Annotated in this window: 20 protein-coding genes; 12 read left to right on the top strand and 8 right to left on the bottom strand. The window is 32.4% G+C overall.

Features of this window, described 5'->3' with window-relative positions; all coding sequences use genetic code 11:
• The first annotated feature begins 16 nt into the window (after positions 1-16).
• The 5 genes from ACHZK0_RS13860 to ACHZK0_RS13840 all read left to right on the top strand — a co-directional run bounded on the left by ACHZK0_RS13860 (position 17) and on the right by ACHZK0_RS13840 (position 3,063).
• Complete coding sequence (locus tag ACHZK0_RS13860; RefSeq protein WP_262742264.1) at positions 17-397, top strand: GntR family transcriptional regulator; 381 nt, start codon at positions 17-19, stop codon at positions 395-397.
• Positions 394-1,266 carry an ATP-binding cassette domain-containing protein gene (locus ACHZK0_RS13855; RefSeq protein ID WP_262742263.1) on the top strand — a complete coding sequence of 291 codons (873 nt, stop codon included), beginning with the start codon at positions 394-396 and terminating at the stop codon, positions 1,264-1,266. The genes ACHZK0_RS13860 and ACHZK0_RS13855 overlap by 4 nt, the downstream gene beginning before the upstream one ends.
• A complete protein-coding gene (locus tag ACHZK0_RS13850; protein ID WP_262742262.1) occupies positions 1,263-1,934 on the top strand; it encodes a DUF4052 domain-containing protein in 672 nt (223 codons plus the stop codon). Before ACHZK0_RS13855 ends, ACHZK0_RS13850 begins: the two co-directional genes overlap by 4 nt.
• A 32-nt stretch (positions 1,935-1,966) precedes the next feature.
• Positions 1,967-2,446 (top strand): CcdC family protein, encoded by a 480-nt coding sequence (locus ACHZK0_RS13845; protein ID WP_262742261.1) that lies wholly within the window; start codon positions 1,967-1,969, stop codon positions 2,444-2,446.
• A 107-nt stretch (positions 2,447-2,553) separates the two neighbouring features.
• Positions 2,554-3,063, top strand: coding sequence for a 2'-5' RNA ligase family protein (locus tag ACHZK0_RS13840; protein ID WP_262742260.1), 510 nt, complete (start codon positions 2,554-2,556; stop codon positions 3,061-3,063).
• A gap of 6 nt (positions 3,064-3,069) precedes the next feature.
• Here ACHZK0_RS13840 and coaW read toward each other — a convergent pair whose 3' ends face one another.
• The 8 genes from coaW to ACHZK0_RS13800 all read right to left on the bottom strand — a co-directional run bounded on the left by coaW (position 3,070) and on the right by ACHZK0_RS13800 (position 9,063).
• Positions 3,070-3,900 (bottom strand): type II pantothenate kinase, encoded by an 831-nt coding sequence (gene coaW / locus ACHZK0_RS13835; RefSeq protein WP_262742259.1) that lies wholly within the window; start codon positions 3,898-3,900, stop codon positions 3,070-3,072.
• A 91-nt stretch (positions 3,901-3,991) separates the two neighbouring features.
• Positions 3,992-4,390: a 3-hydroxyacyl-ACP dehydratase FabZ family protein gene (locus ACHZK0_RS13830; RefSeq protein WP_262742258.1), complete on the bottom strand. Its 399-nt coding sequence runs from the start codon at positions 4,388-4,390 to the stop codon at positions 3,992-3,994.
• A 57-nt stretch (positions 4,391-4,447) separates the two neighbouring features.
• Positions 4,448-5,647, bottom strand: a complete 1,200-nt coding sequence (locus ACHZK0_RS13825; RefSeq protein WP_395760494.1) for an LL-diaminopimelate aminotransferase — start codon at positions 5,645-5,647, stop codon at positions 4,448-4,450.
• Between the two features lie 165 nt (positions 5,648-5,812).
• Positions 5,813-6,175 carry a hypothetical protein gene (locus ACHZK0_RS13820; RefSeq protein ID WP_242256846.1) on the bottom strand — a complete coding sequence of 121 codons (363 nt, stop codon included), beginning with the start codon at positions 6,173-6,175 and terminating at the stop codon, positions 5,813-5,815.
• A 177-nt stretch (positions 6,176-6,352) separates the two neighbouring features.
• Positions 6,353-6,655 (bottom strand): hypothetical protein, encoded by a 303-nt coding sequence (locus ACHZK0_RS13815; protein WP_270606978.1) that lies wholly within the window; start codon positions 6,653-6,655, stop codon positions 6,353-6,355.
• 147 nt (positions 6,656-6,802) lie between these two features.
• Entirely contained in the window at positions 6,803-8,005 is a 1,203-nt protein-coding gene (locus ACHZK0_RS13810) for an MFS transporter (protein WP_061679667.1), read from the bottom strand.
• Positions 8,006-8,307: 302 nt separating this feature from the next.
• Positions 8,308-8,742, bottom strand: a complete 435-nt coding sequence (gene exsC / locus ACHZK0_RS13805; RefSeq protein WP_270342995.1) for an exosporium protein ExsC — start codon at positions 8,740-8,742, stop codon at positions 8,308-8,310.
• Between the two features lie 168 nt (positions 8,743-8,910).
• Positions 8,911-9,063: a YqbF domain-containing protein gene (locus ACHZK0_RS13800; RefSeq protein ID WP_395761718.1), complete on the bottom strand. Its 153-nt coding sequence runs from the start codon at positions 9,061-9,063 to the stop codon at positions 8,911-8,913.
• A 511-nt stretch (positions 9,064-9,574) separates the two neighbouring features.
• On the opposite strand from ACHZK0_RS13800, the gene ACHZK0_RS13795 reads away from it, so the two are divergent.
• The 7 genes from ACHZK0_RS13795 to ACHZK0_RS13765 all read left to right on the top strand — a co-directional run bounded on the left by ACHZK0_RS13795 (position 9,575) and on the right by ACHZK0_RS13765 (position 14,117).
• The gene (locus ACHZK0_RS13795) at positions 9,575-10,360 is read left to right on the top strand and encodes a class I SAM-dependent methyltransferase (protein WP_262742251.1); all 786 of its coding nucleotides are present in this window, start codon (positions 9,575-9,577) and stop codon (positions 10,358-10,360) included.
• A 69-nt stretch (positions 10,361-10,429) separates the two neighbouring features.
• Positions 10,430-10,618 (top strand): DUF3970 family protein, encoded by a 189-nt coding sequence (locus ACHZK0_RS13790; protein WP_000621879.1) that lies wholly within the window; start codon positions 10,430-10,432, stop codon positions 10,616-10,618.
• A gap of 77 nt (positions 10,619-10,695) precedes the next feature.
• On the top strand, positions 10,696-11,661 hold the full coding sequence (locus ACHZK0_RS13785; RefSeq protein WP_097863449.1) for a nucleoside hydrolase: 966 nt from the start codon (positions 10,696-10,698) through the stop codon (positions 11,659-11,661).
• 170 nt (positions 11,662-11,831) lie between these two features.
• Positions 11,832-12,074: a GlsB/YeaQ/YmgE family stress response membrane protein gene (locus tag ACHZK0_RS13780; protein ID WP_262742250.1), complete on the top strand. Its 243-nt coding sequence runs from the start codon at positions 11,832-11,834 to the stop codon at positions 12,072-12,074.
• Between the two features lie 77 nt (positions 12,075-12,151).
• Entirely contained in the window at positions 12,152-12,547 is a 396-nt protein-coding gene (locus tag ACHZK0_RS13775) for a hypothetical protein (RefSeq protein WP_000847586.1), read from the top strand.
• Positions 12,548-12,664: 117 nt separating this feature from the next.
• Positions 12,665-13,162 (top strand): hypothetical protein, encoded by a 498-nt coding sequence (locus ACHZK0_RS13770; protein WP_395760493.1) that lies wholly within the window; start codon positions 12,665-12,667, stop codon positions 13,160-13,162.
• A gap of 109 nt (positions 13,163-13,271) precedes the next feature.
• The gene (locus tag ACHZK0_RS13765; RefSeq protein WP_270342985.1) at positions 13,272-14,117 is read left to right on the top strand and encodes an aminopeptidase; all 846 of its coding nucleotides are present in this window, start codon (positions 13,272-13,274) and stop codon (positions 14,115-14,117) included.
• Positions 14,118-14,137: the final 20 nt, after the last annotated feature.

The raw sequence follows: 14,137 nt of genomic DNA, 5'->3' as shown, positions 1-14,137 counted from the left end.
CTAAGGTGGTGAAGTTGTGCAACCTACTCTGGAGCAAAATAAATTAATATACTTACAAATAGCAGAAACGATTGAATCTGATATTTTAAAAGACATATTACTGGAAGAAGAACAAGTTCCATCAACAAATCAATTTGCGAAAATGTTACAAATAAATCCAGCTACTGCAGCTAAAGGGGTAAATGTATTAGTGGACGAAGGGATTCTATATAAAAAGAGAGGGATCGGGATGTTTGTTGCAAAGGGAGCGAAAGAAGTCGTACTTAAAAAAAGACAAAATACTTTTATGACCGAATATTTACCTAAAGTATGGGAAGAAGCAAAAGTATTAGAAATATCTAAAGACGAATTGATGGATATGATTCAAAAAATTACGAAGGAGGGCAAAGAGGGATGATTGCACTTGAAACGAAAGATGTAACGAAAAAATATAAAAAGAAAGTAGCAGTAAATGAAGTAACGATTTCACTGGAAGAGCATAAAATATATGGTTTACTCGGTAGAAACGGTGCAGGAAAAACGACACTATTAAATTTACTTGCAGGCCAAATTACTTCAAGTAGTGGTAGCGTATCAATATTTGGTGAACATGTTTTTGAAAATAGTAAAGCAATGCAAAATATTTGTTTTGTTAGAGTGAAAGAAGCTGCATATCTAAATGATAAAATTAAAGAAATTTTTAATTTATGTAACATGTTTTATAAAAATTGGGATCAAGAGTTTGCTGAAGAACTTGCTAGGCAATTTCAACTTAATTTGAAAGAAAAATACCATAAACTATCACATGGAATGCAAACTGTTGTAGGAATTATTCAAGGATTAGCAAGTAGGGCGCCAATTACAATTTTTGATGAACCAACTACAGGTTTAGATGCAGCACATCGCGAGTTGTTTTATAGTTTATTACTAGAAGATTACGGTGAGCATCCCCGAACCATTATATTATCAACACATTTAGTAGAAGAAGTAACTCATATTATTGAAGATGTAATCATCATAAAAGAAGGAAGATTGGTTGTTCAATCATCAGTGGAAGATTTGTTACAACAAGGTCATATTATTTCAGGAATAAAAGATAAAGTGGATGAGTTTTCAATCAATAAAAAAGTAATAAATCGAGAGGTTTATGGAAATAAGGGGATTACTGTTATATGGGAAGAACTTTCTAATGAAGAGTATTACTCTCTTGAAAAAGAAGGTTTAGTAATTGATAAAATTACATTACAAAAACTATTTATACATATAACCGGTGGTGAAGTGAAATGACGATGTTAATGAATCAGTTGAAGTTACATATAAAATATCATTATAAAGCCATTCTTATCTTTTGGACTGTAGCATTACTTATAAAAGGGACGATGACTGCAACTGATTTAAAGGGAATAAAGGTAGCATTTTTACATGATATCTTCAATAATTCATCAATTGCAATCGTAATGTTTATTGTGATAAGTGTGTATCTTATTCAACTTGATATTTTTCCTACAGTGGTCTCGTTTGGTGTCACTAGGTTGCAATTCTTGATTGGTTCAATATGTTTTATTTTATTGCAATCTGCATTGTTTTCAGGTCTTCAAATTTTATTTTTACAAGGTACATTTTATAAAACAGAACAGATAAATTTCGGATCATATGCAATTGAACAATTCTTTGTGCAGTTCATATTTTATAGTACATTAGCTTGTTTATTTCAATCAACAACAATTTTTCAGAAGAGATTTAATTGGTTTGGATTAGCTTTTAGTATAATATTTTTATTCGGATTGGCTAGTACAATGTATGCAGGGATAGGTATAAAAGAATTGGTGTTTATTAACAGTAAAATGTTACTAGAAATACCTAACTTCATTTCAGTATCGATAGTTCTTATTTTCGTATACATTGCAATTAGCGCTCTATTTATTCGTAAGGTTTCGTTTGAAGATACAATTTAAATACAATTATTTTAGGGGAGAAGGAAAAGTAAATGGGAGATACTTCTTCATTAGTAACCGTCTTTTTATGTATTGCACTACTAATATTTTGGCGTCGTTATCGTTCTATGCATAAGCCAATTAAGGGGACGGGAAAACGTATTTTGTGGCCATTATTATTTTTAACACCAGGTGCTTTATGGTTTTTTGGTCCTATGCATCCAGCTATTTTACAAGTTATTATAGCAGCATTTATTGGAGTTCTTTTCGCCGTACCACTTATAGTTTTAACAAATTATGAACGAAGAGATGATGGGAATATTTATACGAAAAAAAGTGCTGCTTTTTTAATTACTTTTATTGCACTTATCATTTTGAGGTACGGTTCAAGACAATTTATTGTTGACCTAGATCAGCAAACGATTGGTTTATTATTTTATGTTGTTGCAGTATCGTATATTATTCCTTGGAGAATTGCTTGTTATATAAAGTTTAGGAAAGTTTGGCGGGAAAATAATAATCACACTATATAAAAACTTCTCATTTGAGAAGTTTTTTATTCTTACATGTAAGCAAAACAAGTTGTTGAAGGGTAGACTGACATAGATTATGATAATGAGGGGAAGTTGAGGGGATAAAAATGCGTACAATTTTAGTTTTTCTAAATAACATGTCCATCGATAAAATAGAGAATATTAGACATAAACATGATCCTTTATTTAGATTAATCCCTCCACATATAACAATCGTATTTCCATTTGAGAGTAATATATCAAATGATGAATTAAAATCTCATATTTTGAATTTATCAAAAGGGGTAGGTAAAATTGAAATTGAGTTTGCAAATCGTATCACGAGTGTAGGAAGCTATTTGTATTTAGAAGTTGAGGAAGGGAAAGAACAAATAGAAGAACTACATGATATGCTGTATACAGGACCTTTAATACAATTTTTGAAAGAAGATATTCCGTACATACCGCATGTAACAGTCGGGAGAAAAGAAAGTGCTGAGTTAGCTGCTGAAGTAGCTAAAGATATTCAAAGTTTCCCTGAAAAGTTACAATGTGTAGTTGATAGAATTAGTGTAGAGCGAATTGGAGAGAACGGGGAATCAATTATTGAATTTGAAGTACCGTTGCAAAAAAGCTGACAAGTGTCAGCTTTTTTTATTCGTAACATAAAGTAAAGCACCAATCGCACCGCTATTACCACCATCGCGTAAAAAGATTGGTGTTTTATTTTGATATTTTGTGTAGTTACTAATAATATTTTGGAGGTGTACGTTATTACATAGAGTGGAACCAATATAAATAATATGGACAATGTTTTTTGTTTCGGCGAATTGAAGGCTTAATGCAGTAACGACTTCACCAACAAGTCCTTGCACAGTTGCTAGTATATCAGAGCTACTAAAATTCGAGTCTGTTTTAGTAGCTTTGCCGAAATTACTTGCAGTTAAGCTATTATCAATAGGAGAGAGAATGCCATCATAAATATCTCCAACCGAGATATCTAGTGCTTTTCTAGAACCTAATTTTGTTAACGGAATCACATCTTCAAAATGATCTATATTTGTTAATAATTTTGAAAGCCCCATAATAGTACCACCGCCAACACCGGTTCCGCCAGCTCGAACATATTTGTCGTTATAAACGTAATGGATGGAAGTACCTGTACCGATATTTGTTAATATAAAGTTATTTATATCATATTTTTCTTTTTTTAATATGTATTGGACACCTACTAGAGTAGCTTCAAATTCGTTTCGTTCTACTATTTTATATGAGTGTGAAAGTAGTTGCTGTAATTGTTTTGCTTTACCACCTGTTATACATATTTGTTTAATACGAGTGTTTTTCTTAAGCCAATCTATTATTTTATCTTGTTCATTTGAATAAAATTTTTCAAAAGCTAATTGCTTTTGTTCGTTCAAATAAGCAATTTTCGTTAATGTTCCTCCAGCATCGATACCGATAGTACTTTCCATTTTCTTGCTCCTAACCAAGTGATTTGTTTACTCTGTTCATGTTGGTGAGACGAATTTGTAGGAGGTAGATACCCCGCGGATTAAATCGTCTCTAATCTGCTTGATATATTAATAGCTTTTCCACAGTTACAATCGGCTGATTATTAACAGTTGCAGTACCTTTACCGAGAATAAAACCTCGACGATTGCGAGTTAATTCATAATGTAAATCAAGTTTATCACCGGGATATGCGTTTCCATGGAATTCAACCCCATCTAATGAGGAGAGAAACCCTAGACCTTCAGAGTCATTTGGATGTACAAATGCACTAAGCTGAGCAAGCGCTTCTACAATTAGCATATGAGGCATATGTTTTTGATTATCATTTATAAACCATTCATTATTTGTAATGAGTTTATATCCCGTAACGGATTCCCCATGTTTTACATTTGTTACTTTATCAATCATTAAAAATGGATAACGATGAGGAAGAGTGTCTTTAATGTGCATATGAAAGTACCTCCAATGAATAAATACCCCTGCTACAGTTAAGCAGGGGAGTTACCATTAATTTTTAACTAATTCATTTACTTTTTCAAGAGAAAAAATACCACTATTTCTAATATTTTCAACAACTTGTTGTAACACTTCTTTATCTTGAACGAGTGCAATACGTACAAAGCCTTCTCCGTGAGGTCCAAATGCATGACCTGGTGTAACAACGACATTTGCACGATCCATTAACGCATAAGCGAAATCTATAGAAGTCCAGCCTTTCGGAATTTCGGCCCAGACGAACATACTACCAGCTGGTTTATCGACATTCCAGCCAAATGTGCGGAATCCATCAACTAAAGTATCTCTACGTTCTTGATAAATACCGCGATTTTTCTCGCAAAACGAAGTGCCATTTCTTAGTGCAGCTGATGCTGATTTTTGAATGGGTAAAAACACTCCGTAATCTGTATTTGATTTAAATTGCGTAAGTGCACGAACAATTTCTTCATTACCAATCATATAACCAATACGGCTACCTGCTAAACTATAACTTTTTGACAAAGAGTTGATTTCTACGCCAACTTCTTTAGCCCCAGGTACAGAGAGGAAGCTAATTGGTTTATTACCATCAAAATAAAATTCAGCATAAGCAAAATCATGGACGACAATAATGTTATGCTTTTTCGCGAATGCGATTACTTCTTTAAAGAAATCTTCATGAGCCATTGCTGGAACCGGATTCCCTGGGAAGTTTAAAATCATCATCTTCGCTTTATCGGCAATTTCTTCAGGAATTAGCTCTAAGTTAGGTAAGAATTCATTCTCTTTCTTTAATGGCATGTAATAAGATGTTGCACCAGCCATTTGAATACCTGTTTCATAAGCTGTATATCCAGGGTCAGGAACTAATATAATATCTCCTGGATTTGCATAAACCATAGGTAAATGAACGAGTCCGTCTTGTGAACCCATTAATAATAAAACTTCTTTATCGGCATTTAAAATAACGTTATGAGTGTTGTTGTAATATTCAGTTACAGCTTCGTGAAATTCTTGAATACCGCTTAATGTGTATCCATAGCTTTCTTTTTTACTTGCTGTATGTACCATTTCTTCTCTTACGAAGTCAGCAGGCGGCATATCAGGATTCCCGATACTTAAATCAATCATTTTGTGACCTGCTGCAATTTTTTCTTTTTTATAAGCTCCTAATTCACTAAATATAGAAGATTGGAATGCTTTCATTCTAGTTGCTAACGTGTAAGTCATCAAAACCCCTCCTAAAAACAGTGTTTTCTTTCTGCATTTTTAATTATTCTGAAAACACATGGTTACATTTTATCATTTTTTTATGAAAATTAAAACGATTGACAAATTTAGAGGGAGGATAAAAATAACGCAGAAAATATTTTCTACGTTTTAAATGAAGTGTAATCATTTCTTTTTATATGTACATAATTTTTCAACTGCATAAAAGTATACGTTTAATTTGCCATCGACAATTTGTAAAGTTTGATCTGATGTAAATGAGTTACCATAATCAATGCGATACACATTAGAATCCTTTACAAAGGAACCTTTGTATAAATCTTCTTTTTTCTTCGTTGTTTGCATTTCCACTAAGTTTTGCACAATTTTTTCTTTCTTTTCTTCTTTAACAACTGTTTCAAATTTATAAGATGTAGGACAGAGACCGTTTTTGTTATCAATGACTTCCCAAGAACCGTATATGTCATTATTGCTACATCCGCTAAGTAGAACGATGAATATAGGAATAATCAATAGAATCTTTTTCATTTTGTGCTCCTTTCATTTCGTTTTCAATAAACGTGCGAATACGATAGGGATATTGTAATAAATAAAGTTTAAATTTTTATAAAGAATTATTTAATTTCACATAAAAATTAGGGAAAGGGGAGGTTTTTAAAATAAAAAGGCATGAATCTAACGTAATCCAGATTCATGCATAGTGTGCTATCTTATATTTTGTTTTTTGAGGATAAATGATGCAGAAAAAAGGATGACAATACCGTTTAAAATATACACGTTTATAATAGAAGAGGATAGGTTAATTGCTCCAAAAACAGCGTTATCGAATATAGAAGTGAGTGCAGTTGTTGTCAAAAAAATAATAGGTGTTAGCAGTAAAAATATGAAGCCTGCCACAACTCTCCTTTTAAAGCTATGTTGAGATAGGGAAATTGCTAAAAAGTTTATGATGCTAAACTTAACAAATACAACAAGAAGGATAATAAATAACTGGATGCCATCAGACATTTTGCGCCTCCTATATACCTCATTTATATATTATATTCGAAAGAAAAATGAAGTACTCCTTTAAATCATTTCAGTAAAAGTAATAAATAAGATTATATATAACAAAGAAGCATGGATCATTAGATTAATCCATGCTTCTTTGCTATGCTATAAATTCGCAGATTGCGAAGGTTGTTTTTCATACTGTTTCTGTTTAGATAGTGATATGAAAATAATTAGTAATGAAATAACTCCGAAGATTAGAACCATATATTGCAATCCAATCGTATCTAAGAAGAAGCCTGTGCCAAGTAAGACAATTTGGAACATAACTCTCTCAAACATATTACGGAAAGAGAAAAGACGACCGTGATAGCTTTTTTCCACTTTCGTTTGGAAAATTGTCGACATAATAGGGAAGAAGCAACCGACACTAAAACCAAACAAACCAAATGATGTAAGTGACATCCATTTTATATCGCTAAAGAACAAGGAAAGGTGTGCAAAAGCGGTACAAACTGCGAAGAAATATAATAATTTTTCAGGTTTGAAATGGTCAGATAAGCGTTTAATAACGAAGGCCCCTAACATAAATGCGACACCTTCAATTGTATATATAAAGCCTTTAATAGTTGGATCATGTTGCATTTCACTAATGTTGATTACCATTAAATTAAATCCGGCTATAAATAATAGAGGGATAATACTTAATATAAGTGCTGTAAAAGCAATAGGAATTCCTTTTAAAATACGAAATACTTCCATAAAGCTATTATCTTTTGCAGCTTGTTTACTTGGTGTTGTTGATTTCTTATCCTCGAATTGTAGGAAGAAAGTTGAGAGGAATAATAAAGCGTATGCTGCCATCGAGAAGGCATACATATACTGTAAACTCATTACAACTAAAAGAATTCCACCTAGTGAAGTACCAGCAATACGAGCAATTGTACCTACATTCATATGTACACCGTTCATCTGTAATAATTCATGCTCACGTACGATGAGTGGAATTACAGATTGTAATGCAGGGAAGTAAAATGCTGCTGAAATTTGAAGAGCAACCATAAATGCAATCATAAAGGCGATACTTTCAAATTGGATTGCGAAAAACATAAAGATAACACTAATAACACGACCGAATCCAGCGTAAAGAAGAACTTTTTTCTTTTCATACTGATCAATGACACGACCTGCCATAGGGCCAACTAGAACACCTGCTAATAATCCGATAAATAATATAACTGATTTCATGAAATCAGAAGGGACATATTTTTGCATAAATTCAAGGTTGCCAAGAATACCAAGCCATAACCCTAGACCAGCAATAAACTCCCCGATTAACACAATCCAAACATTTTTATTACGCCACATAATGTAAAACCTCTCCGTCTTTTAAAATGAAAAACTCGTATATAAAACCTCCTTATTTTATGTATTTTTATTAACGAACTTTTTTAGAGTCAGAGTCTATATTACGTGTTTCATGAGTGGATTTCAATCTTTTTGATTTGTCAAATAGATGATTTGTTATTTGATGAAATAAGCAATGAAAATGAAAAAGAAATGTGATGAAGTGTTATTGAAAGTAAGGATAAATTTGAACAAAATAAAAAAGCAAGAACGTACATACTACGTCTCGCTTTTCTCAAGTGCAATATTAAATTTTAGATTGTTTAGCAGCATTTACGCTCTTGTCCAATAGCTAAAGCGCTAAAAGATAGAGGACCAACAACTTCTGCACTTGCACCACTAGTTAGGTTTTCTACAGTTAATGAATATTGGTGTGTTCCACTGCCAACGTTTTGATCTATAGCTTGAAATGTTTGAGTGTAGAATTGCTCTGAACCTGTAGATTCAATCCCTACTTGTGTATTGAAAATTTCAGTGTTATCACGGAAAATTCTAAACAATATTTGTGCTATATTCGTTATACCTTCAACTCCAACTGTAGCAATTAATTCAACACGATTATTACGTGCATCTCTTTTTGAAATTTTTAATTTCAAATTTGCTAGAATTGCTCTATCTGGAGAAGCTGGAATTACAAAAGTTGTTTCACCAGTTTTACTTAAAGGTTGAGTAGCTTGATAATCAATGATATGAGTCATATTCGTCACCTCCTCATATACTAAAATATGAAATTTACGATAAAATAGCTTGGACAAATAATAGAATATTTTAAGAGAATGGAGCACAATTGTTGAAATGAGGGGGATTATATGGGGGAATTAAGAATATCGCACAATTAAGTGAGATATTCTTAATACCTTTTGTAATTAAGCAGAATATTCCTCTTTACGTACTTCGAAAAATTCGTTACGACGTAAGTAATTATAAACTTTCTCGGAAACCTTTTCTTCTTCAGACATTAAGAAACGACGATCAAAAGCATAGAATGATTGACCTTTAATTAATTTTACGTAGTAAATTTTACACGCCTCCTCTAGCAGAATTGGAACTTACCTAATATTATGATGGCCTATATGCTTGTGAATCATACTTGAAGTTTTAACGGATAGAAGCTAAACAAATTGAAAAAGCTTACAAAACTGTAATGTTGTTGTCACGTTTTCCGATAGTTAAAAACAATCACTCCGATCTATACTACAAATAAGTTACATAAAATAAGGGGGTAAAAAGATGGATGAAGTAATTGGAGAAGTAGTAGCAGGTATTTGTGAATTTGTGGTGGAAGTAACGGCGGATGCTATTGGTAGCATAACTTCAGAAAATGAAAAAAGGGAAAAAGAAACTATATAGAAAGATTTAAAAAATAGATTTTAGCATACTTAAAAAACTGTGAGATACATTCTTACAGTTTTTTATTATTTTTTTCAAAATACTAAATGACATATGTTTAAAAGAGGAATTGAAAATATGAAATAGAACTTATTAGTTATCTGAATCGTGTACAAATAACAATAGAAAGAAGATGATAAAATGAGTAAAGAAGAGCTTGTAAAACAACAGTTTGGTAATAATGCGGAAAAGTATGTGAAAAGTAAAATTCATGCTAAAGGGCCGGATTTACAATATGTAGTTCAACAAGTTGAGTCTCGTTATAATTATCGTCTTCTTGATATCGCTACTGGCGGCGGACATGTTGCGAATGTATTAGCTCCATTTTTTAAAGAAGTAGTTGCCTTAGACTTAACTGAAAAAATGTTAGAGAGTGCGAAAAAATTTATTATAAGTAATGGACATGAAAATGTATCTTTTGTCGCTGGAAACGCTGAAAGTTTACCATTTACAGATAGTTCTTTTGATGCGATTACGTGCCGAATTGCAGCACATCATTTTACGAATCCATCTCAGTTTATATATGAAGTAAATCGTACGTTAGAAGATAATGGATTGTTTATTTTAATAGATAATGTTTCACCGGAAAATAATGAATTTGATACATTTTATAATTTTATAGAAAAAAAGAGGGATCCGAGTCATGAACGGGCGCTGAAAAAAACAGAATGGATTACCTTGTTAGAAAAAAACGGTTTGCAATTGCAGTCATGTCTTACTTTTGACAAGAAATTTGAATTTGAATGGTGGTGCGATATGATGAATGTACCTTTGCAGAAACGCGTGAAGCTAACAGAATGTATGATGAAAACATCAGTTGAAATGCAAGAATTCTTTAACATTGAATATGAAAATAATAAAATTATATCGTTTTATACTGAAATGGCACTGTTTGTATGTAAAAAAAGCGCGACATTAAAAAGATAAATTTCTTGCAGTCTTTTCAAAGTACGTTATACTTAGTACAGAGAAAATGAGAATTGGGGAAATATAATAATGATTCGCGTACGTATTGAAGGAACTGAAGAAGAAATGCTTGAATTTATGGAGAAAATGCCGGATATTCCTGGATTTGAAAAAACACATATGAGAGAACCGAGAAAAGGAAATAATCCAAAATACGATTCAAGTAAAAATGTACTAGCATATTTATCTTATAAAAAGATTGAAGTCGCCAATAAATAGGCGGCTTTTTTAGTTTGCACCGTTTCACAGCCTTGTCTTTTTCACATAATAATAATAGTAGATTATGCTAAAGAGGGGTGAGGATAGTTAATAAGAAAATCATCTTTTTTGGAGACTTTGGTATTGACGATGCGGTGGCATTAATTTATGCAAATAAAACATGTAAATTAGATATTATAGGTATTGTTGCTGAATACGGGAATGTATCGCGAGAAATTGTAACGGAAAATGTATATTTTTTAGAAAGATACTATGCTACAGAAGTAAAAATCATAGAAGGTGCGGCAAGACCGATGACGGCTGAAGAGCCTTTGTTCTTTCCTGAAATTCATGGGGATCACGGTTTAGGACCTATTATTCCACCTGAAATGAGGATTTGTAAACGGGAAAATTTTTGTGAATTAATTAAATTAATTGAACCTTGTCCAGAAGATATTATTATCGTAGCGACAGGACGATTAACAACATTGGCAACGTTATTTTTATTATACCCCAATGTAATGGATAAGGTATGTTCGTATTATATTATGGGCGGTGCTTTTTTATTTCCAGGTAACGTTACTCCTGTATCAGAAGCTAACTTTTATGGAGATCCAATCGCCGCAAATATTGTGATGAAGTACGCAAAGAATGCGACTATTTATCCGTTAAATGTAACGCAAGGAGCCCTCATTACTCCTGAAATGGTGGATATTATTAATAAAGAAGGAACAGGGCAGGCTAAGCTTATTAAACCAATGATTGATTTTTATTATGAGAACTTTTATAAAAAAGAATATCCAGGTATTGCTGGAAGTCCAATTCACGATTTACTTCCGTTCATTTCTTTTATAAATGACGATATTTTTGAATATAAAAAGTCTGCAGTTTGGATTAGTACGACAAATGACGTAACAAGAGGACAAAGTGTGGCGGATTTTAGAAAAATAGCTGAGCCGACAACGTTTGATAATAGGCCAATTCAAAAAATTGCGGTTGGTTTTAACTATCCAGCTTTTAAAGAAGAGTTTATGCGGACCATATTGAAGCCTGACTGTCCCTAATATGTGAAATAGGAAATGTATCAATCACACGTCAAAACTGGTCGTTCATTATTTTGAAATAATCTAATAGTTGGTTTGTATGAATAACTAATGAAAAGTGTAACATAACTAATGGTAAGCAGTTGTTTCTAATTATATTTTGATCTGTGAAATTTAAAGGAGGTTATCATATGATTTGGTCTTTAATCGTCGGTGGTATATTAGGATGGTTTGCAAGTTTAATTACTGGAAAGGACGTACCAGGTGGTGTAATTGGTAATATTATTGCTGGTATTATCGGTTCTTGGATTGGTTCGAAATTATTTGGTAGTTTTGGCCCTGTAATAGGCGGTTTTGCAATTATTCCAGCTTTAATTGGTGCGATTATTTTAATTTTCATCGTAAGCTTTTTATTACGAGCAATGCGGAAATGAATGTATGGACTGTTTACATTTGTAAGCAGTCCTTTTTATATGTTATGCTAGTATTATACAATCAGGAGGTGTCAGCATTGAAAACATTTACAGTAAATTTCCATCAAGAAGATAATGCTAAAGCGACAACAGTACATAAATTAAGTGAAGAGGACTTCAATAAAGCAACAGAAAAAGGTACTCGTCATCTATTTGATTTAGATACAAACGTTGGATTCTTCGTATTCTTTGACGCGGAAGATGCAGAAGGTAATGATCAATACTTAATGTTACAATACGAAGGGGATCATGAAGAGCCAACTGCGTGCTACGGATTTGATTTAAAACTATACTATCAATTTTTAGCACTATACTTAAATGATCTTGAATTCCACGGTGAAACAGATGAGGAAGAGGAAGAGTATGGCCCAATTCATCATTTAGCTCACTTACTTTATCATATTGTTGAAGATGGTAAGTCAATCGAAGTGTAAAAATACATATGTAAAGCTGTCCTTTTTGGGCAGCTTTTTTCATTTTTTAAGCAAAATATACAAAAACTTTGCTATAATTTTTATATATTTATATGTTATGAATAGGAAGTGAAGTATTTGTTTACAATTGAGAACTATAAAAACTCTTTAATAAAAGGGCTCGAGACAAAATCCTCTGATTTGATTGCAAGGTTAAAAGCGACAACACAGTTTACTTATTATAAAGAAATAGATTTATTAGATTTTACTGCTTTTGTTCAGTCATTTGAACTGTCTATCGTTATGTTTTCAATGGATGGAGGTGCTAATGAAGTTTTTTATGAAGGAACTGATGAAGGGTTTTTTTCTGGTAGCTATATTGTAATGGATGACGTTACATATTATACGTTCAGTGATGAAGAATCTGATGAGTTCTGGGATTTTTACGAAAAAAATGATGAGAAGTTATCTGAAATTGAAATGAAAGTTATAGTAGAATGGTTTGCTACATGCTGGAATAAAGCTGGTGGTATGAATGTTGAATTACCTTCTTACTTTAGTTTTCATGATTATGAAGAATGTTATGATTTACATAATGGTAAATGGATTTCTGACGGTGATAGATGGTTTGATTAAAAAGAAAGAGCAACAAGGAAGGCTCATCCTTCTTTGTTGCTTTTTCTACATTTAAAGGGAGGATTTTAGTGTAAATGGCGAGAAGGGATATATTAAGGAGATGGGAAAAATGATAAATAATACAATCCCGAATTTTTTAAAATTATGGGAAAGTGACAATGTAGAATTAGAAGATCTTAATCAATATTTTACTTCGCATCCTGAGGTATTTGAAGAATACTTTAAGTATCATTGTCCTAAAACGAGAGAACGTCTTTCGAATGCCATTAAACAATATCCCGAAAAAATAGAAGATATTCGTATCATTGCAGAAGCATTACCGACTATTATTCAAGAAATAACGGATGCATATCATTATAAATATAACTTTGATGTAAATATGAAGTTTCATCTGTTTGTTGGAGGATTTGGTTCTAATGCATTTGTAGAAAGGAAAATTATTGGTGACATATTTTTTGCGGCAGAAAAATTATCTCCAGATTTAAATCACCTTCGTGTAATCGTCGCTCACGAAATAGGACATATATATCATAATGTTATGTTAAAAAATGATGGAATGGACTGGGGGGAAGCCGAGTGGGCCGATGCGACGGTTAATTTGTATCGTGAAGGTGTCGCAACATATTTATCAAAGCATATTATGAAAGGTTTAAATGGATCAGTGTATTACTCATATGACAATCAGGGTGAACGTTGGTTACAATATTGTATAGAAAATGAAGAACATATAAAGAAACGTTTTTTGGAAGATTATATAGAAGGATGGACGTTTGATAAAGAGAAAGAGTGGTTCCGGTTATCTGGCGGACAATATTTTGGGTACAACCGACTCGCTTATTTTTTAGGAACTGCTTTTGTAGAATATGTTGTGCAAGCATTAGGTGAGAGTGAAGCATTTACTTTTTGGAACAAACACAACTTGAAAAGTAGTGTAATGGATTGGGTATCGAAATGAATAAGATTATAATAAGGGGC

The organism is Bacillus sp. 3G2, assembly GCF_044324725.1.
Lineage (GTDB): Bacteria > Bacillota > Bacilli > Bacillales > Bacillaceae_G > Bacillus_A > Bacillus_A mobilis.
The sequence above is the reverse complement of the archived record's forward strand: the minus strand, read 5'-3'. Positions and strand labels throughout refer to the sequence as shown.